The following is an 18713-nucleotide window of genomic DNA, read 5'->3' as shown; positions in this document are numbered from 1 at the left end:
GATAAAACTGCACAATTTAAAGCATCATCAATAGATGGTGCTTTAACTATTATCAATAAAACATGACATTAAACAACAATTATTAGGGTCACACCGTAATGTAGCTCAAGTGTATCTTTACATGACTTAAAGCGGGTAGATTATCAGCAATGTGGTTGTATTAATGAATAAAAAACCGAAATCCCGCAATGTCGATATCAGTGTCAACATTAGTTAATACGAATACTGCTCGAAATCAGCTAAACTTCTGCGTAAACGTCGCTGCTCTTTTATTGCTTCAATTTCGCGCCACTTGCGTTTGCGTACTTTACCTTTAGACCTACTACTTCGATCAGCTGTTTCTTGCTCGTCGACATCATCTAATATTTCACTTTCCTGCCAGTAGTTATCTTTCATACTATCTCCCTTGCATTGCTAATTGTTAACGTTAATTGGCAATGTAAGGGAGATAGATGAAAGTAATATGAAACAAAAGTGACAGTTTAATGACTGTTTAAATAAAGCTAGGAAGCTTTTATTTTCAAACCTTTTAAGAAGGTTGATAAAACGTCATCTGAGCAATCTCTATAATGCTTATTGTTAACGTTTCTAAAGAAAGCACTTAACTCATATTTACCTAAACTTAGATCTGCAAGTTCGAGAATGCTGATCACTTCTTCGGCTTTCAAAGACAAAGCAATTTTAATTTTATTAAAAATCATATTATTAGTTAATTGCTCCTCTGTTTCGCGTACAGGACCATCACTTGGGCCTCTTTTATCAATAATCAAACCATTTAAGAAACTAGCAAGCTCTACATCAAGTATCTCTTGATAGGCAGCATCATCTTTTTCTTTGAAATAGTTTGCTAACTGCTCTTCAGTAACTTCACATTGGCTTAAAGCAAAAATAGTGCGGATTTTTTCATCCGTTAAGTCAAAAATATTACTGAGGCGGCGTAGGATGTCATTATTAATCATTAAAAAACCTAAAGTGTCGTTGCTTAAATAGTTATGTATAGCTGTTTGAAATAACTTTCAAAAGATGCCGACATTATAACTGACTCTGCGCTGATAAGCGTGCTTTGATTGAAAAAATGAATTTTGCTAATACTAAAGTGGAATTAGCTAAGTTATAAAAAATAATATCCCAATTTAAAAAAAGCATAGATTGTATTTTTTACTAGTAAGTATAAAATATAATCGACTTTAATCATTGTTAATAAAGGAAATTCAATGAGTACAATGGATAGCTCTATCACACAACTCGAAAACCTCACCATGAAAGCCTATGAACTTGGCCTAACTTATGCGCCAAAATTCGTTTTATCGATTCTTACTTTACTAATTGGCCTATGGATCATAAGTGGTATTAGTAAACTAGTTCAAGCATCGATGGAGCGTTCAAAGGTTGACCCAACCTTGATACCTTTCATGGGTAGCTTAGTTTCCTGGTTACTTAAATTACTACTGTTTATTTCTGTTGCTTCTATGATTGGTATAGCAACTACTTCATTTATTGCGGTACTCGGTGCAGCTGGCTTAGCGATAGGCTTAGCATTACAAGGCAGTTTAGCCAACTTTGCGGGTGGTGTATTGATTATGATATTCAAGCCCTACAAAGTAGGTGATTTGATTGAGTCTCAAGGTCATTTAGGTGTTGTTAAGGAAGTACAAATTTTTAATACTATTTTGCTTTCGCCACAATCAAAGCGCATTATCATCCCAAATGGCTCTACCTCTAATGGCTCTGTGGTTAACTATACAGTTGAAGGTAAAATTCGGGTCGACTTAAGCGCTGGTGTTTCTTATGACGCAGACATTGATCAAACCAAAGCGGTATTAATGCAGGTATTGGTTAACAATAACAAAGTGTTGCAGGAACCCGCGCCATTTGTCGGTTTATCTGAGATGGCTGACAGCTCAGTTAACTTTGCTGTTCGACCACATTGTTTACCTGAGCATTACTGGGATGTTTACTTTGAAGTTAATGAAGGCATCAAAAAAGCCCTTGATAAAAATGCTATTACGATTCCGTTCCCGCAACGCGATGTACATTTGATTCAGTCATAACAAGTATTTATCGTAGTCTAAGTTACTGACTACTGCTTACCACTGTTCAACAGCAGCTTGCATAGCAAAGTAGAATAGAGAAAAGCCGTCTCAATACTAGCATTGAGGCGGCTTTTATTTAACTGAAATACGCTTTCGATTTAAAGTCTTATTTAGCAGACCATGGACTTCTGGCCCGAGGGTTTTGGCCCGGGTTACTTCGAGATGAGGTACTTCTAGGTGATGAATTTCGTGGTTTAGAGCTGCGTGTTTGAGTGCTTTTTGATTGACTATTTTTAGCTTTAACATTTTTAGGCACAAAGTTTAAAACAGAGACAGGTACCACCTTTTTCACTGGAAATTCGCTAAACTCTTTACGCTCAATAATATGACCTAAACGACTTTCAATAGCACAAAGCTCTCTAAAATTATCTTTAGCCACTAAAGATACCGCTTCCCCTGTCGCGCCTGCTCGGCCAGTACGGCCGATACGATGAATATAATCATCCACTTGTGCAGGTAAATCATAATTTACCACAAGACTGAGCTCACCAATATCAAGTCCGCGTGCAGCAATACCAGTTGCCACTAAAAATTTAATGTTTCCAGACTTAAAATCGCTAAGTATTTTTTCACGAATATCTTGTGTTCTGCCACTATGAATGCATTCTGCGGTAATGCCACGTTTTTCTAGCTGACTAACAAGTTTGGCTGCACCATGTTTAGTTTCGATAAAAACAAGTGCCTGCTGCCAGCTTAATTCTTTAATCATATGGCTCAGCAATGCCGACTTATTCGTTTTATCTACAGTAACTAACCATTGCTGTATTTTAGGTTTAGATGCTTGATCGCCAGCAATGCTAAGCTCAACGGGTTTATGGATGGTCCTTTTAGCTAATCCTCGAACATCTTCTGACATGGTGGCAGAAAACAATAGGTTTTGACGTTGTTCAGGCAAACGTTCAATGATTTTATTAATATCATCAATAAAGCCCATATCAAGCATTCTATCGGCTTCATCTAGCACTAACATATCTAGTTCATCAAAATATAACGCCCTTTGATGCGCCATATCTAACAGTCTTCCTGGTGTAGCAACAAGAATATCTATGCCCCAAATCAAACGTTGCTTTTGCGCTTGTGCATCAACACCACCATACATTGCCATCGAGCTAATATCTAAATGCTGAGCATACTGAACGACATTTGCTTCAACCTGCACTGCTAATTCTCGAGTAGGAACGAGGATAAGTGCACGAATACGTTTACCACGAAGCTTTTGGTTAGTTTTTTTATATCGACTATTAAGTTGCTCTAACAAAGGTAAAACAAAACTAGCCGTTTTGCCTGTGCCGGTTTGCGCGGCGGCAATAATATCTCTCCCCGATAAAACGTGAGGAATGGCTTTGTTTTGAATCGCGGTAGGTTTTTCATAACCTAAATCAGCTAAAGCGGTTAAAATTGGCGCGGATAATTTAAGTGTAGAGAAGGACATAAGGTGTCTCGAGAGCAAAAGAAACTGTCTGGTTCAGTATATTTAATGAACTAACTGATAGGTTATCGGCTGACAGCATAATAATTTCTGCATTATAGCAGCAATCAACAAAGCCTAGAAGCAAAGCTCATGGTTATAAAAAGTGTATTAATTTTAACCTTCACTTTTTGAATTTATTTCAGGATAAATCCCTTGGAGCAAGCACTCCTGAATAATGTACGCCACTAAGTAACGCCATTTCACGATGCCAAGTCGATAAATCATTTAGATTAAATTGGTTTAAGTCATGATGACCACAGGCACGTGCCATTACTTGCATCAGCTGTGTTGAGGCATCAAAGAAATTACTTAATTGTTGCGATGATTTTTTAATATTTAAACGTTGGCGTAAATCGGCCTTTTGTGTGGCAATACCCGCAGGACAATTATTGGTATGGCACATTCGTGCCGCAACACAACCTATTGATTGCATAGCGCTATTGGCTATTGCTATACCATCGGCTCCCAGTGCAAGCGCTTTAACAAAGTCCATTGGTACACGAAGACCACCGGTTATAATGAGTGTAACTCGGCCACTAGCCCCAACTTTATCAAGGTAGCGTCTCGCTCTAGCAAGCGCTGGAATAGTTGGCACACTGATATGGTCTCGAAACATCTCTGGTGCTGAGCCTGTGCCACCACCGCGACCATCTAAAATAATGTAATCAGCACTGGCATCTAAGGCAAATTGAATATCTTGCTCGATATGGTTAGCACTTAATTTAAAACCAATGGGAATTCCGCCAGTTATATGTCTAACATGATCGGCAAAGTCTTTAAAATCGCTGACACTAACCAAGTCTTTAAAGGTTGGTGGTGATACCGCTGCTTTACCAGGGGTGAGCCCTCTAACTTGTGAAATTTTACCAACATTTTTACTAGCGGGTAGATGACCACCAGTACCAGTTTTTGCGGCTTGACCACCTTTAAAATGAAATGCCTGAATTTTTTTCAACTGCTGTTCATCAAAACCAAATTTTGCACTGGCGAGTTCATAAAAATAACGAGAGTTAGCTGCCTGCTCTTCAGGCAGCATACCTCCTTCCCCTGAACAAATTCCGGTACCTGAAAGCTGTGCGCCTAATGCTAGAGAAACTTTCGCTTCTTCGGATAATGCGCCAAAACTCATATCAGAAACAAATAAGGGGATTTTTAATTTTAATGGCTTTTTCGTTTGTGGACCTATAACTAGCTCGGTGGTCACAGAAATATTCTCCATTAATGGCTTTGTCGCCATCTGCGCCACCATTATTTGCAAATCATCCCAGTGCGGTAATTGATACCTGGGCACGCCCATTGAAGTCATTGGACCATGCTGGCTAAAACCGGCTAAGCCTTCTTTAGCAAGTTGATGAATAAATTCAACCGTTGGCTCTTCTTTCGTTTCACTCGCTATCGGCATATTTGTGATGGGAATTAGTGTCGATTCTTTTTTACTGCCTATTTTATCAGCTGTTAATTTTTTATGGCTGCCATCACAATAAGGTGCATTACTGGTTTGTTTACACTGACATAAATAAGCATCGCCGCCTTGTTGTGCAATAAAGCGTTGTGATTTAAGGCCACTGCCTTTATGAGAGCCATCACAAAAGGGCTGGCTCTGTGATCGCCCACAAGCACAAAAATAATATTCCTGCCCTTTATCTAAATTCACTTTAATCGGTTTAATATCAGCAATAATTACTTTTGCCATGGGATGCCCTTATTTATACCAATTCCATTAAATTATTGCCTATTTGTGCTAATTAAAATACCTCAGAGCGACGTTATCTCAATCCCATTAGCCAGCTAATTAGTCAATCGATCATCTTGCTTTGATTTGTTTTTTCTAAGCACAACAAGATCACAAACTTAATGATATTGGCATTACTCGTTAAAAATGGTTAGCCGATATAAATAAACTAAGAGAATATCAAAATCTTAGTTTGAAGAATCAAATAAACATATAGGTAAATATAGACAAAAATAGCTTCAAGCACAGGCTGGTGTGTAAATAGAGCTAAGATAAACGGTAACTACCGAGCACTTATTTAGGACAAGTAAAGCTTAACCAGTCTTGGCTTTTGTCGCTAAACCTAGCCAGCCATGCTTTTATAGCTTGCTGCTCAGTATTTTTATCTACGCTATTAACCGCCGAAGCTTCTGCTATCATTTCAGTGGTTAAATTAACTTTTTTTAGCAATTGATAAACACAAGGCCACCGCTTTTTAAGCCCTGGCCAAGCTGCTTTTTTGATAAGAGTTACCTTGGGATTACCACAATCGAAAGTCATCTCTTTGTTGACTCCCCATGAAGGGTCTTGCTCACAAGCTTTTTCAAATGCAGGAAACTCAATAAAGTCTCCTGCGATGCGAACATCAATCCAATTTGGCCGCCAATTAAGCAAGATTATTGGTTGTAAATTTTGCTCAGCTGCGCGCAATTCGTCCCAAAGTTGTTGCGCATTGTCTAAACGCTCAATGGTAAAGTTTAACTCTAGTGCCCTGATAAGTTCCGCATCTCGATAATTCCACGGTCCGGTAAAATAGACTCCTTTTGAACCACTGCCCTGTCGGCTAAAAATCGCTGAACAATTCTTTAATGCTTGCCATTTAGGCAAACCAGAACATAATTCTTTCACATAAGCTGGATACCACCAATCTTCTCGCCCAATAGCACTGTGTAGACCCATATCTTCAACATGTCCTTTAGCTACAGCCCTCATAAAAGGACCATCATCATGGCTTTGCCAAAGCTCTATTTGAAAATGAATTACTCCTTTTCTTAAAGCTGCAAGCTCAAGCGAGGAATTCATTGGTAAATAATCAACGGTGTAGCCTAACTGCTCAATTTTATTACCGACAATCTTGATCAACAATCTCTGACTAGCCCAGTGATTTACCGGCAAAACTATCGACTCATCCGCTGAAGAATATAATTTAGTAGAGGTAAGTATGAGTATAATTAATAGCGAAACACGCACTTCTAGCGGCCTTAAAAAGCAATACAGTTTTATAAGTATAGCGCTGAGGTTAAATAAGGGGGATGAATTCCCCCCAGAAATAGAATTATGCTAAAAAATAATTATGAGCCAAAAATGGAGTTAAATATTCTTAGTAAAATGAAGTAAAAACTTACCCTAAAGTAGCCTTACCTACAGTAACTTCGCCCGTACCTGGGTAGTAACGCATTTGCCAGTTTTCTTGGCCTTTTGCAGGGTTATCCGATATATAATTATAATAGCAATGTGTATCTGGCGACGTTACATCTTTAGCACTATACCAATAGATAATATCGTTTTCAGCCGTAAAAGCAGCATCACTATGAATAGCGAGTTGAAATTTGTCATCAAGTAAACCATGCCAAAGCTCTTCACAGTTAGAGCCCTTTAATACCTCACCATCAATATCACTACCTGAAGTTGCAGTATCCTGCCCCAACGGATAGCCGGTAATAGTTGAATCCATTTCCCCGCTACCAAAACAAGTTAGATCTTTTACATGACCTGGTGCTGAACTAGCGATCCAGCAGCTATGATACAAGTTCACTGCACTTTCAAAGGAAGAAAATGTGGCATGGGCGACACTATCATGAGCGTCTTGAGTTAAGTTCATAAAGCGCGGCAAAGCGGTAACAGATAAAATGCCAAGAATAACAATGACAGTGATTAATTCAATTAAAGTGAAACCTTTGGCTTTCATGCTTGTATACCTCAAAATTACAACGCAAATATTGTATACGATATACCCCAAAATTAATAGTTGAAGCAATGTTTATCGTAAACTGTAGCTACTTAGGTAACTTAACAGTATTTTAATGATGGAGGCCGGAGTTAAAAGTGCTCTAATAAAAGTTTAGATACTTTTTTAGAAGCTAATTAAACCACTAACCCTTTTAGGTCTTAATAGGCAAGTAACCATAGCGGCATATGACTTTATCGAATAAATTGCGGTATACTAATGAAAGTAAACAACGAGTAATGCTCAAGATAACTGGAATTATCGACCGATGAACAACAATGAAGTCACCAAATCATCAACAAACACAGACAATGTCCCCTTAGGCAATGTTTATGTGATGACCCATTCATTTTTCTCTGATGTTGTCAGAATTGGTTGTACTCCTGAAGATCCAATTAATTACGCTAAATCATTGTCGGTAAAAACTATTGGCGAATATAGCGTTGCTTTTTCATTACAATGTAGCAATCCGTGCAAAGTAAAAAAGCAAATAAAAGCCTATTTGAAGGCTCAGGAATATACTAAAGAGTTTTACCAAGTCCCTGCAGAGGTTGCGGCAAAGTTACTTAGAAGAGAAACCTTGAAGATACCGAGTTTAACGGCCTTATAATACTATTCTAAACTAACCACGAGAGTAGTCAGTTTAGCTTGATATAATATCTTATTTTAATGACTCAATTTCAGCAAGTGCCTGGGTAAAGTCACTTAACTCTACTTCAATACACTCATCATCACCTTGCCAGTTAATACCTACAATAACACCATCTTCATTTAAGTCTTCTAGCCAAAATTCAAACCAATCTGCTAGGGTGATTTCACAAGGTACATAGTCTTTCCACTCGTCTATACAGTGTTGCTGAGCTAACTCAGCGCTTGACCAAAGTGGCATCACATCGGTGTTTTCAAAGCTAGGCGAGTCGAGTACTACCCAATCTTCACTCGCTTTATCTTGTAGCGCCCACATAACTTGTGTAGGTTTAGTTTCAGCCAAAAAGGCGGTTAGAATACTTTTGCTATCGCTCATAAAATAATTACTTCTCATTAATTGAATGCGCCGATTATAGCGAAATTGCCAGCAACATTCATGTTATTGTCTGACTTACTCAGACTTATTGATGACATTAAAGACTTTTTATTTTCGCCGTTAATCTATAGAATTGTCGCCTTTCCCATACTGAGTCCTACTATGTTTTCTCGAGTGAACAGCATTTTATTAGCCTTTTGTTTCGCATCTCTTTCGTCGGCTAGTACTCTTAGTCAGTTCAACCAAGAGTTTTCTGCGCAAGTAAAAGAACAACTAAAGCACTATAATATCCCTGGTGCCGCCTATGCCATTGTACAAAACAACAATATAATTGCTTTAGAAAACTTTGGCCATACGGATAAGAAAAAATCTCACCATGTCGATAACAATACAGTGTTTCGCTTAGCCTCTGTATCTAAAACTTTTGCCGCAACAATCACCACTATGCTTGCACAAGAGCAGAAATTAAAACTATCAGACCCTATTACCAAATATGTACCTAATTTTGTTCTAGCCACAGATGGCGCAGCACAAAAAATACAACTCAAACACCTGTTAAGTCATTCAACGGGGTTAATGCCTAATGCTTTTGATAATCTTCTTCATGAAAACTGGGACATGGAAAAAATTATCGGCAGATTTAATCGTATTGCCCCTATTTGCCAACCACAGAAATGTTATGGCTACCAAAACATAGCCTATGGCATGTTACAGCCTGCAATTGAGGCTAGCCAAAACAAGAGTTATGCCGCTATATTACAAGAGCGAGTTTTTAACCCACTTAAAATGACACATGCTTCCGTGGGCATTAATGTTTATAAAGAGCAAGAAAATACAGCTAAGCCGCATATACTAAGAAAACGCATCAACACAGGTAAAAAAGATCAGCAAGGTCAGGAGATTAAAAAATATGTTTGGCGGACAGTCAAAGTAACCCAAGATTATTATAAAGTCGCACCTGCTGCTGGTGTTAACGCCAGTATTACCGATTTAGCTAAATGGTTAATTGCCAATTTAGGTCACAATCCAGAAGTATTAACCCCCACTCTACTGACAGAGCTCACCACACCTAGAATTAGAACTAAAAAAGATTTACGGCGACGGTTTTGGCGTGACTACTTAACCGATGCTCACTATGGTTACGGCTGGCGAATTTACCAATTTAAAGGTAAGCCAATTATCTACCACTCAGGCTGGGTTGCCGGATTTCGCGCCGATATAGGTTACTCTCCCGATTTAAATATTGGCTTTGCCATGGTAATTAACGCCGAGTCCAATGCCATTAATAAAATATCAAGCCAATTTTGGTCACAAGCAAATAACTTATTTGCCGAACCATTATAAATAACCATCAGAAGCTAACTCATCTGTTACAGAGCTGGTTACATTTGTTAATGTATATGTATATGTAAAAAATCATCTGGCTTTATTAACATCCCCAAAAAATCAGATAAAAACCTATCAAAAAACACTATTATTTCAGGTGATTAGTTACCAATATGAAAAAAAAATAAAACAATAGGGCTAGGATGCAAGTCGTAGCCCTATTGTATATACAGGACAATCCCACTAACGAAACAGCCTTTTGTTACTTTTTGTTACAACTAGTAACAAACCATTTTTTTCTTTCAAGCGACAATAATACTAATAAATATAAATAATAAAACCGAATAATTCTCTATGTCCTTTATAAAAAACAGCCAAAAACTCACTAATACCCTACTATTTTTTGTTATCACAACACAGCCCTTCAGCCTTGTTGCCAAGCAAGGCGATAGAGAACGCTTTGAATTAACTCATAATAAGGCAGTAATTAAAGTTGATGGTCGCATGGATGAAGCCGTATGGAAAACGGCGACAAAAATGGAATTGAAATATGAAAAGAATCCCGGTGATGGCACTCCTTCGCCAGTGAAAACTGAAGTATTTTTCTATGAAAATGGTACTTCATTCAATGTTGCCTTTATTGCCTATGACCCAAACCCGGAAAAAATAAGAGCCTCTTTACGCGATCGAGATGATCTATGGGCTGATGATAATGTTGCCATAATCGTCGATACTTTTAACGATGAACGTAGCGGTTATGAATTTTTTGTCAATCCACTCGGCGCACAGGCTGATGTTCGTATGGACGATACCGATGGTTGGGATGAAGACGATTCATGGGATGCAATTTGGGACAGTGCCGGACAAATTACCGACTTTGGTTATGTTGTCGAAATGAGTATTCCTTTTAGTGCACTGCGCTTTCCTGACACGGATGAAGAATTAGTATGGAATATTACTGGCTGGCGCAATTACCCTCGTGATGTCAAGATACAAATGACCACCAATATCTTTGACCGCGATATAAAATGTAACCTCTGTCAGTTTCACCAACTGATTGGTTTTGAGGAGATTAAATCAGGTAATAACTTTCAATTAACACCAACACTAACAGTGTCACGTGCAGACGAAAAACCAGATGTACCGGGAGAATGGCAAAACGGTGATATAGACGTTGAGCCTGGTCTAGATGTTCGCTGGGGTTTAACTCAAGATATAGTGTTAAATGCCACGTTAAACCCCGACTTTTCGCAAGTTGAAGCCGATGCAGGACAACTTGATGTTAACAATACCTACTCATTATTTTACCCAGAAAAAAGACCTTTCTTTTTAGATGGCGCCTCATATTTTGATACCACGAATTTTAACTTTGTCCATACTCGTAATATTGCCGATCCCGATGGTGGCATTAAACTAACCGGTAAAACTAATGAGCATAGTTACGGTTTAATGATTGCCAATGATAATAATACTTCCTTTTTAATGCCTGGTAATCAAGGCTCTGACATTGCTACCCTTGATGAAGAGTCGAATGTAGCAATCGCTCGTTATAAAATGGATGTTGGTGAACGTAATAATGTCGGCGTTTTAATGACTCACAGGCAGTCTGACAATTATCACAATACCTTAGCATCATTTGATGGCACCTATTGGCTAAGCCAAAACGATAGTATTCAATATCAAGTTGCCCAATCGGACACTAAAAATACTGCTGATGTGATGGACGAATTCGATGTTAGTGAAAATCAAAGAGATACTGCCTTTAGCGTCGATTACTCTCGTGATACCAGGGATTATAATTTAAAAGCCGGATACACCAATATTGGTGAGGACTTTCGTGCGGATTTAGGCTTCCAATCAAGAAGTAATATAGAACGAGTTGTTCTAGGTGGTCGCAGGACTTACTATGGTGAAAGTGACGGCACCTTAACGCAATGGGGTTATTTTGGTGATTGGGATAAAACTTACGACCAAGACGGTAAAGTGTTAGAAGAAGAATATGAAGTACATGGCACCATGCAAGGAAAAAAACAATTTTTCACTAATTTTGGTGTAGTGCACCGTGAAAAGCTGTATGAAGAGCAATACTTTACCGAAACTCAATTTAAAACTTTTGTTGAAATAAGACCAATAGCAAATATCATTGTTGGAACCTTTTTCAAGTTTGGTAAACAAATTGATTTTGCTAATGCCCAATTAGGTGATGTTGTTTATTTAGAAGCATTTACCGAGTGGGATGTTAATCAGCATATTAATGCCAGCATTAACTATAACTACTCTCACTTAGACGTGGATGATGGCCGATTATTTACTGCTCATCAATCTGATGTTCGCTTAAGTTATCAATTTAATATGCGCAGTAAACTTAAACTTGTGGTGCAATACACAGGTATTGCCCGAGATGTAGATTTATATACTGAGGAAGTCCCTGAAGACCTTCCTGATGCACAAGATAGGTATTTCTCTAGCCAATTAATTTATTCTTATAAAATAAACCCGCAAACATTATTTTTCCTTGGTTATTCTGATGGTGGTTACCAAGACGATAGCTTGGCGCAACTTACCCGAGATAAGCGTTCGGTATTTACCAAATTTAGTTATGCCTGGCAGATGTAGCTTCACTGACCAAGTATCTAGCTACATAGGTCATAGATAAACTATAAAGCGATGTTTAACATCGCTTTTTTATTGCTGCAACTATCTCAGCCAGTGTTTGCTGATAATTACTGTAATCAACCGGTATCTGTTGCTGAATACCATTAATTTCAAGCACCAGTGAAGGAAAACCTTGCTGACTTAACTGCCTTGCTAACCTAATTTGTCGTGTTAATTCTTTTTCAGTTTCCGCAGAACTAATATCAACAATAAATTGTGCTATATCTAATTCTAACTCAGGTTGCATCATGCTTATTTCTTTTGCCAAGCCGATTAATACCTCAAGATCTGAAGGGTTTAAAGCACGTAGGTAATAACCTTGCTGAATAACATCTATCATCGCCTTTTGACAAACTTGTTTATCGGCGGAAATGGCCGCACGACAAGCATTATACGTGGAACGTCTTGGTATATTATCCGTCCAAAAATCATAGTTAAACCGAGTACCTAGTTTATTTTCAATCGTATGCCAATGGCTTTCAATCATCTGCCTTTGGGCAATAGGCATTGGACTAGTTGAGTCTGGCGCTAAGCCACCGGCAACATATTCTACAGATATTGAAGCCGGAAGATGTTGTAGTAATGCATGCCAAACAGGGCGATACCCCCAACACCAACTGCACATGGGATCATGGATGTAGTATAATTTTACGTTCATGTGACTCCTTATTTTTTGGGGTAGTTGTTATTAGCTTATTCAAATTTTGTTAGCCAAATATTAGCACTTGAAGACTCGAGTAACTCTCTTTGCATAAGATTATGGTCAAAAGAAATGCTAAAAGAGGCCGGTGCTCTTAATTCAAATGTAGTGAGTAAGTTATCACTTTTCGTTTCAATATCCAGCTGGTGCAAGTTTTGTTGGTTTATATAATAAAGTTTTCCATCCCGTAACTGCCATTTTTTCCAGGCTGTTATCTTATGCTCTGGCAATATCAATTGTTCATCACCCGTTAGTAAATTCAGCTTAAAAATTCCGAGTGAATTATATTTAGTGATATAAGCAGCATCATTTGAAAATTGCACGCTATAACCACCTTTTGTCGTTAGCTGAGTCAACGCTTTTGTCGCTAATTCCATTTTCCAAATTTGCCATTGACCACTTTGCTTTGAGCTAAAGGCAATATTTTCTTTATCAATGAAGTGAACATAATGAATACTAGTTTCATCAACTAATAATAACTGCCATGAGTTTTTGTTAATATCATATAGATATAATTGTTGGTTAATACCTGCCAATAAAAAGTCATCATTGCTAGACCAATCTAGATTAGCAATAACACTAATTTTCTCTGGGAAATCGGTGTTAAATGCATTCCCCCCCTCCGGCTTGACCATAATTTCATAGTCGCCACTGTCGGTAGAAAAGTAAGTAATCTGCTTAGATAAATTAGCAAACTGCATTTGATAATTGATAAAGCTAGAGTTTGTCACTGCAGCTTTACCGGCTGTATTTTCATTTGCCAGCGGGTATTGATAGATGTTGGCAATTACCTTACCTTTATCAAAAATAATTTGCTTACTCTCGGCATGGGCTTTAGCAAAGCCAATACTAGTATTCACACCGAGTACTGAAATTTGTTGAGTATTTAAGTCAAAAGTTTGTAAGCGATCGCCATCGGCTAGTAATAACTGCTCTTCACTTAGCCAAGAAATACGAGAATTGGCTGAAACCTTAGGTCCAAAGGTCACTTGCTTAGCTTTACTATTTACAGCAATAAACTTCAATAAAGCTTGATGTTGATCTCTATACTCTAAAACGGCAAGGCTTTCACCTGAAGGAGATAGAGCTAAAGAAAAATCTCCATGCTCAGCTGTTATATCGGTAAAAGTTATTTGTTGTAGACTCTTGCTATCTATTTGATAAGAAAAAATATTAAATGCACTAGTGATGCTACGGCGGTAATTGAAAAACGCGGTATTGGTACTTTGCTGGTAACTTAAATTAGTTATGGCTCGTTTTGCGCAATTGAATAGCCTTTCTACACCTTTATTACGTAGCGATATTTTAACTATTTCACATTGTCTTTCGTTTAAATTGTTAAAACGAGAAGCGAGCACAAAATCAACGCCAGCAAAAATAACATAGGTATAATAATAATTATCAAGGGTTAGTGGCACTGCAGCTTGTTTACTTTTTTTCAGCCAGACTTGCACAGCATCGTTAGGTTTCTCTTTATACAAGAAGACTAAATCTTGCCCTGTTGGTGATAAATCGCCTTTAAAAGAAGTGCCCTTTAAGCTGGTTAACGGCTTTTCAATAGTTAAACTCATCTGCTGAGTTGATGTCGTAGCAGTGCTTGATAAAAAATAAAACAGGATACTAATAAAGACAATAACGACAATACCTGCTGTTAACTTAAACCTTTGTGGATTAACACCTTTTTGGTCGTTATCAACATTAAGAACATCCGCAGTATGTTCTACACAAGAGATAGTTTGATCTGCAAAAGTATGATTACTTGGCTCCGTAGATATTATGCTCTCATCACTCAAAAGCGCTGAGCTATTTAGCACTTTAACTGGACTGTCAAACAAGTAGCCAACTTTACTGACAGTAACAATAACTTTAGGATCGCTAACCTCTTCTTCAATGACCTTTCTTAACTCACTTACCGCACGATTAACTGCTGCATAACCAACAATGCGATCCTGCCATACAGCTTTAATCAATTCATCTCTGGTAATAGCTTGATTAGGCCGCTGGCAAAAATACAGTAATAGCTGTAAAACACGTGGCTCTAACTTAAACTTTACTTTACCCTGACTTAATGAGCTTGACTTAACATCAAGAACAAAATCATTAAAAACATATTCCATACCCAACTAACATCCTGATTAAATTAAATATTACCAAAAAATCACCATTCCATTATCATTTGTATATTGCCATTTTAGGGGCTTATTCTCAAGCTAGGGTTACATTTACTTTACTTGGCTAACTCAATGAAAAATATCTATAAAATTTATAAACAATTAATGACAGACTCCATGAAAACAGTTATCCCCGTATTATTGGCTAGCACGCTTTTATCAGCATGTGGTGGTTCATCAACTGATACAACACCCGTTGATGGGGGGCCGGTAATTAGAGGGAGCAAGTGTTTAGGCACTGAACTAGGCGATAAAACAAGCTGTGTAGAGATAAATTCTCGTAAAGCTATTTTATATAAAGAAGACAATAATGAAAAAGAGGGCATAGCCCTCTTCCTACATGGCTCTCCGGGAGAGGCCAGTAAGGTGATGGGGATTTTTGATGCTCCAATGATAGCAAGTAAACAGAACCTCGTGGCAATAAGCCCACAGGGATTAGATAGCACCTGGGGTTGGTTGAGTAATAACACCGAAATCAATAATGATGTCAGCGATGTGGAATATATAAATGAGTTACTAACAAAAGTAAGGGCTGAGCATAATGTTAACTCAGACAAACTTTATATCTTTGGTTATTCTGCTGGTGGCTTTATGGCTTATAAACTGGCATGCGTTATACCAGAACAAATCAGCGCTATTGTTTCATTAGCGGGCCAATATAGAGGCAGTCTTTTGGCTTGTGAAAATAATACGCCTTTAGCAATTCATCACTTTCACAGTACTTCTGATAAAGAAGTGCCCTACAACGGCAGAACTAGAACGAGCATAAAGTCTGTTGATCAAACCATTCAACTTTGGCGCGAAAAAAATGCTTGTGATGAAAGTATTAGCAGCCAAGAGCATATTAGAGTGACTTCAAGCAGTAGTAAAACTGTTACCTCTATTTACAATAATTGCCTTGCTTCAGTGACGTTATCAAAGATGGCTGATGTTCCCCATGAAGCAAACTATATTGGCGAGAATTTATATCAAATTTATCAATCTATTTTTAATAACTAACTAAACGGCAAGGCAGTGCTTCGTTGTTGCCTTGCATAACAAAAGGCTCAGCTATTGTTAACATGAGTGAATATTATTGACTATGAGTGAACATTAAATATGGACACTTTAGCCATACTTTGAAAGCCTTTTAGACTCTATACTAGCGTCAAATTAATGTGATTTATATGGCTTCCAATGTTAAAAAAACTAACCAATATAATTTTATCTATTGCCCTGTTACTGGCTAGCTCGATTGCAAGTGCGTCTTTAATCACTAATGGTAGTTTTGAGCAAGTAACCTTTGCAGATAACTCCACTTCTCAAGGTATAGTTCATCAAACAGATTTACAAAATTTTGCAAGAAAAAAGCGTGGCTGGGATGTTTTTACTACCTTACCAGGTTGGGTAACAACCGCTGGTAATGGCATAGAATTGCAGAAAAACATCGTTACTAAATCAACCGATGGTCAACAACATGTTGAACTTGACTCTCACCGCAGAGGTGCATCAAATACGGTAATGACGCAAACACTTAATTCACTCACCATTGGCGCTGACTATTTATTAGAGTTTTCTTACAAGCCTCGTACCAATAAGAAAAACGACAACGGTATTAATGTATTTTGGTATGATGCTGCAACAAATTTTGACCTAGATATGACAGCTAACTTTGCGATTAATGGCAGAAGTAAAAAAAATAAAAACTGGACAGTACAATCCATTTTATTAACGGCTCAGTCTGAAACAATGGCTTTAAGTTTTGGTGCCTTTGGCAAACAAAATGGTCTAGGTGGATTACTTGATAATATTTCTTTAGTAAAGGTCAATAATGGTCTCGTAACTGATATTCCAGAGCCCTCTGTATTCGCCTTATCAATGTTAGCTTTTACCTTGTTAGTACGTCGTCAGCATAATAAATCTAAATAACTGAAGATAACTCGGTATCAAATCTTTCGAATTTACCCGTAGTAACTTACTTAGTAATAATTTACCTCGCAGTAATTCGCCTGTAAAAAAATAATGCTCGCCCATTATAACTTTCTCGGTCAGCCCCCCTCTTGTATATGAGTGGCTGAGAAAGTTTCCTACTCAAAATAAGATAAACTTAGCAACTAACTACGGCTAAACTAATTTATCTTAAACCAGTTCCACTAAAACTAGTGCTCAAAAAAACTAACTCTCAGAAAATAGCTGCGCTTTAACCTCAGCAAAACCGTCAAGGTTTAACAGCTCTGCTTTTTCCAGCAAGTCACTATGGTCAGTTCTCCCTGTTGCTAAAGCGTACAAACAAGACAACATAAATAATAACAATTCATCTCGCCTATTAGCTTTAGTTTGTTGTTTAGTCACTTTATCTAAATGGTTAAGTTGCTTTATCACGCTAGCATCGATATGCCATAAAGATAACATCAAACTTGAAGCGCCAAAAATACTAATATCCATAACGTCAAAGATATGATTATTTAATAAATGTAAATCATCAATCCCCTGAAGTGAATGCACTATCAATTGATGTTTTTCTGCATCTTTATGGCACAACAATAACAAACCTAATAACGCAAATACTAACACTTGTTCGATAATCGCAATATCAAACTTAACATCAATGCCTGCTGACTTTCGTATCAATTGAAAAAATTTAGGCGCGGTTATAAATGCATCTGTACATTGGTTTATAATTCCTTGATCAACATGTAATGCCAATGCGTCTTTAACTGAATAAATAACCGCTAAATTTACCACGGTATTGATGCCTAAATTACGGCTAATGGCTTCCTGAATATTGTTGGGGGTTTTCCCATAAATAGCTTTACTGGCCAGCCCCATTAAACGGCCGGTGAAAATGGCATCTTTAGCAACAATGACTATCACTTGTTGCACATCAAAGCTGTGCTTATCCTTTTCGCTTAATAACTGCTGACAGCTATCTGGCAAAGGTGGCAGATGTTTAGCAATGTCACTTAAGCTTTGTTGATTACTATTGTTATTACCAACAAGGGATAGTTCTCGGAACTGCTTAGGGGTAATGCCGAATTTACTGCGAAATGCGCGTTCAAAAGTGGCTCGTTCTGAATAACCTAGCTTTAACACTAACGCGTTCACACTAATATTTTTGGTTAATAAGGCATGTACACACAACTCATTCAAAAATTTATGCTGAATAAGTTTAAAGGTAGTTTCTTCTTTACTAAGTTTACGGCGAAAGGAAGTCATGCTCATAGCCAACGCTATTGCACATTGGTCTATGGTAAGTGTTGCTGGCACATCACTTTGTGTTAAGAGTTTGTTGACAGCTTCAGTGATAAATAATGGCTTTGTATTCATTGTTAAGGAGATATTCATTAATTGAAGAATGGCTTGAATTAATAGCTACAATAACTTACCACCAAAGGTAATAAAATCCCCAGAGTGGTAAAAGCACAAAAATAAAGCCAGTCATATATTCAGCTATTGCGTGATGGTTTGGATTATGAGATCTTTTATCCGCTTTTCTAATACCAACAAAAATACAGCAAAGCAGCAGAAAAGAGGCAAACAATTTAACAATAAACATTAACCTCTCCTACTTTCAG

Annotated in this window: 17 protein-coding genes; 6 read left to right on the top strand and 11 right to left on the bottom strand. The window is 37.7% G+C overall.

Going from position 1 to position 18713, the window contains the following annotated elements:
• Positions 1 to 213 precede the first annotated feature (213 nt).
• Together GAB14E_RS19710 and GAB14E_RS19715 are read right to left on the bottom strand one after the other, a co-directional pair.
• On the bottom strand, positions 214 to 396 hold the full coding sequence (locus GAB14E_RS19710; RefSeq protein WP_033080709.1) for a DUF3545 family protein: 183 nt from the start codon (positions 394 to 396) through the stop codon (positions 214 to 216).
• A 107-nt stretch (positions 397 to 503) separates the two neighbouring features.
• Positions 504 to 959, bottom strand: a complete 456-nt coding sequence (locus GAB14E_RS19715; RefSeq protein ID WP_033080708.1) for a YehS family protein — start codon at positions 957 to 959, stop codon at positions 504 to 506.
• 255 nt (positions 960 to 1214) lie between these two features.
• Here GAB14E_RS19715 and GAB14E_RS19720 point away from each other — a divergent pair, with 255 nt between their 5' ends.
• On the top strand, positions 1215 to 2051 hold the full coding sequence (locus tag GAB14E_RS19720) for a mechanosensitive ion channel family protein (RefSeq protein WP_033080707.1): 837 nt from the start codon (positions 1215 to 1217) through the stop codon (positions 2049 to 2051).
• Positions 2052 to 2199: 148 nt separating this feature from the next.
• On the opposite strand, the gene GAB14E_RS19725 is transcribed toward GAB14E_RS19720, so the two are convergent.
• From GAB14E_RS19725 to GAB14E_RS19740, 4 genes are all read right to left on the bottom strand, one after another.
• Positions 2200 to 3525, bottom strand: a complete 1326-nt coding sequence (locus GAB14E_RS19725; protein WP_033080706.1) for a DEAD/DEAH box helicase — start codon at positions 3523 to 3525, stop codon at positions 2200 to 2202.
• Positions 3526 to 3703: 178 nt separating this feature from the next.
• On the bottom strand, positions 3704 to 5257 hold the full coding sequence (locus tag GAB14E_RS19730) for a glutamate synthase-related protein (RefSeq protein WP_033080705.1): 1554 nt from the start codon (positions 5255 to 5257) through the stop codon (positions 3704 to 3706).
• 333 nt (positions 5258 to 5590) lie between these two features.
• Positions 5591 to 6526, bottom strand: coding sequence for an ABC transporter substrate-binding protein (locus GAB14E_RS19735; RefSeq protein ID WP_052093430.1), 936 nt, complete (start codon positions 6524 to 6526; stop codon positions 5591 to 5593).
• Between the two features lie 151 nt (positions 6527 to 6677).
• Positions 6678 to 7244: a type II secretion system protein gene (locus tag GAB14E_RS19740; protein WP_033080704.1), complete on the bottom strand. Its 567-nt coding sequence runs from the start codon at positions 7242 to 7244 to the stop codon at positions 6678 to 6680.
• A 307-nt stretch (positions 7245 to 7551) separates the two neighbouring features.
• Here GAB14E_RS19740 and GAB14E_RS19745 point away from each other — a divergent pair, with 307 nt between their 5' ends.
• A complete protein-coding gene (locus GAB14E_RS19745) occupies positions 7552 to 7893 on the top strand; it encodes a GIY-YIG nuclease family protein (RefSeq protein ID WP_033080703.1) in 342 nt (113 codons plus the stop codon).
• A gap of 51 nt (positions 7894 to 7944) precedes the next feature.
• Here the strand turns inward: GAB14E_RS19745 and GAB14E_RS19750 are convergent, their stop codons facing one another.
• A complete protein-coding gene (locus tag GAB14E_RS19750) occupies positions 7945 to 8307 on the bottom strand; it encodes a DUF2750 domain-containing protein (RefSeq protein WP_033080702.1) in 363 nt (120 codons plus the stop codon).
• A gap of 60 nt (positions 8308 to 8367) precedes the next feature.
• On the opposite strand from GAB14E_RS19750, the gene GAB14E_RS19755 reads away from it, so the two are divergent.
• Both GAB14E_RS19755 and GAB14E_RS19760 read left to right on the top strand, forming a co-directional pair.
• Positions 8368 to 9651 carry a serine hydrolase domain-containing protein gene (locus GAB14E_RS19755; protein WP_231561970.1) on the top strand — a complete coding sequence of 428 codons (1284 nt, stop codon included), beginning with the start codon at positions 8368 to 8370 and terminating at the stop codon, positions 9649 to 9651.
• 336 nt (positions 9652 to 9987) lie between these two features.
• On the top strand, positions 9988 to 12249 hold the full coding sequence (locus GAB14E_RS19760) for a carbohydrate binding family 9 domain-containing protein (RefSeq protein WP_033080701.1): 2262 nt from the start codon (positions 9988 to 9990) through the stop codon (positions 12247 to 12249).
• A 55-nt stretch (positions 12250 to 12304) separates the two neighbouring features.
• Here GAB14E_RS19760 and GAB14E_RS19765 read toward each other — a convergent pair whose 3' ends face one another.
• Both GAB14E_RS19765 and GAB14E_RS19770 read right to left on the bottom strand, forming a co-directional pair.
• On the bottom strand, positions 12305 to 12946 hold the full coding sequence (locus GAB14E_RS19765) for a DsbA family protein (RefSeq protein WP_033080700.1): 642 nt from the start codon (positions 12944 to 12946) through the stop codon (positions 12305 to 12307).
• Positions 12947 to 12981: 35 nt separating this feature from the next.
• Positions 12982 to 15105, bottom strand: coding sequence for a winged helix-turn-helix domain-containing protein (locus tag GAB14E_RS19770; RefSeq protein WP_033080699.1), 2124 nt, complete (start codon positions 15103 to 15105; stop codon positions 12982 to 12984).
• Positions 15106 to 15231: 126 nt separating this feature from the next.
• Between GAB14E_RS19770 and GAB14E_RS19775 the strand changes: the two genes are divergently transcribed.
• Positions 15232 to 16158 carry a CE1 family esterase gene (locus GAB14E_RS19775; protein ID WP_033080698.1) on the top strand — a complete coding sequence of 309 codons (927 nt, stop codon included), beginning with the start codon at positions 15232 to 15234 and terminating at the stop codon, positions 16156 to 16158.
• Positions 16159 to 16335: 177 nt separating this feature from the next.
• A complete protein-coding gene (locus GAB14E_RS19780) occupies positions 16336 to 17067 on the top strand; it encodes a hypothetical protein (protein WP_033080697.1) in 732 nt (243 codons plus the stop codon).
• 246 nt (positions 17068 to 17313) lie between these two features.
• On the opposite strand, the gene GAB14E_RS19785 is transcribed toward GAB14E_RS19780, so the two are convergent.
• Positions 17314 to 18465 (bottom strand): helix-turn-helix domain-containing protein, encoded by a 1152-nt coding sequence (locus tag GAB14E_RS19785; protein WP_033080696.1) that lies wholly within the window; start codon positions 18463 to 18465, stop codon positions 17314 to 17316.
• Positions 18466 to 18520: 55 nt separating this feature from the next.
• Entirely contained in the window at positions 18521 to 18694 is a 174-nt protein-coding gene (locus GAB14E_RS24695; protein ID WP_156115649.1) for a hypothetical protein, read from the bottom strand.
• Positions 18695 to 18713: the final 19 nt, after the last annotated feature.

The sequence above is a fragment of the Colwellia psychrerythraea genome (assembly GCF_000764185.1).
In the GTDB taxonomy this organism is placed as follows: domain Bacteria; phylum Pseudomonadota; class Gammaproteobacteria; order Enterobacterales; family Alteromonadaceae; genus Colwellia; species Colwellia psychrerythraea_B.
This window is presented reverse-complemented; position numbering and strand designations above follow the sequence as displayed.

Excerpts from the sequence above, each read along its gene's own strand:
- GAB14E_RS19770 (WP_033080699.1), bottom strand. The coding sequence starts at position 15,105 with ATGGAATATGTTTTTAATGATTTTGTTCTTGATGTTAAGTCAAGCTCA.
- GAB14E_RS19715 (WP_033080708.1), bottom strand. The coding sequence starts at position 959 with ATGATTAATAATGACATCCTACGCCGCCTCAGTAATATTTTTGACTTA.
- GAB14E_RS19720 (WP_033080707.1), top strand. The coding sequence starts at position 1,215 with ATGAGTACAATGGATAGCTCTATCACACAACTCGAAAACCTCACCATG.
- GAB14E_RS19750 (WP_033080702.1), bottom strand. The coding sequence starts at position 8,307 with ATGAGCGATAGCAAAAGTATTCTAACCGCCTTTTTGGCTGAAACTAAA.
- GAB14E_RS19780 (WP_033080697.1), top strand. The coding sequence starts at position 16,336 with ATGTTAAAAAAACTAACCAATATAATTTTATCTATTGCCCTGTTACTG.
- GAB14E_RS19755 (WP_231561970.1), top strand. The coding sequence starts at position 8,368 with ATGTTATTGTCTGACTTACTCAGACTTATTGATGACATTAAAGACTTT.
- GAB14E_RS19745 (WP_033080703.1), top strand. The coding sequence starts at position 7,552 with ATGAACAACAATGAAGTCACCAAATCATCAACAAACACAGACAATGTC.
- GAB14E_RS19760 (WP_033080701.1), top strand. The coding sequence starts at position 9,988 with ATGTCCTTTATAAAAAACAGCCAAAAACTCACTAATACCCTACTATTT.
- GAB14E_RS24695 (WP_156115649.1), bottom strand. The coding sequence starts at position 18,694 with ATGTTTATTGTTAAATTGTTTGCCTCTTTTCTGCTGCTTTGCTGTATT.
- GAB14E_RS19765 (WP_033080700.1), bottom strand. The coding sequence starts at position 12,946 with ATGAACGTAAAATTATACTACATCCATGATCCCATGTGCAGTTGGTGT.
- GAB14E_RS19710 (WP_033080709.1), bottom strand. The coding sequence starts at position 396 with ATGAAAGATAACTACTGGCAGGAAAGTGAAATATTAGATGATGTCGAC.
- GAB14E_RS19740 (WP_033080704.1), bottom strand. The coding sequence starts at position 7,244 with ATGAAAGCCAAAGGTTTCACTTTAATTGAATTAATCACTGTCATTGTT.
- GAB14E_RS19775 (WP_033080698.1), top strand. The coding sequence starts at position 15,232 with ATGAAAAATATCTATAAAATTTATAAACAATTAATGACAGACTCCATG.
- GAB14E_RS19785 (WP_033080696.1), bottom strand. The coding sequence starts at position 18,465 with ATGAATACAAAGCCATTATTTATCACTGAAGCTGTCAACAAACTCTTA.
- GAB14E_RS19730 (WP_033080705.1), bottom strand. The coding sequence starts at position 5,257 with ATGGCAAAAGTAATTATTGCTGATATTAAACCGATTAAAGTGAATTTA.
- GAB14E_RS19725 (WP_033080706.1), bottom strand. The coding sequence starts at position 3,525 with ATGTCCTTCTCTACACTTAAATTATCCGCGCCAATTTTAACCGCTTTA.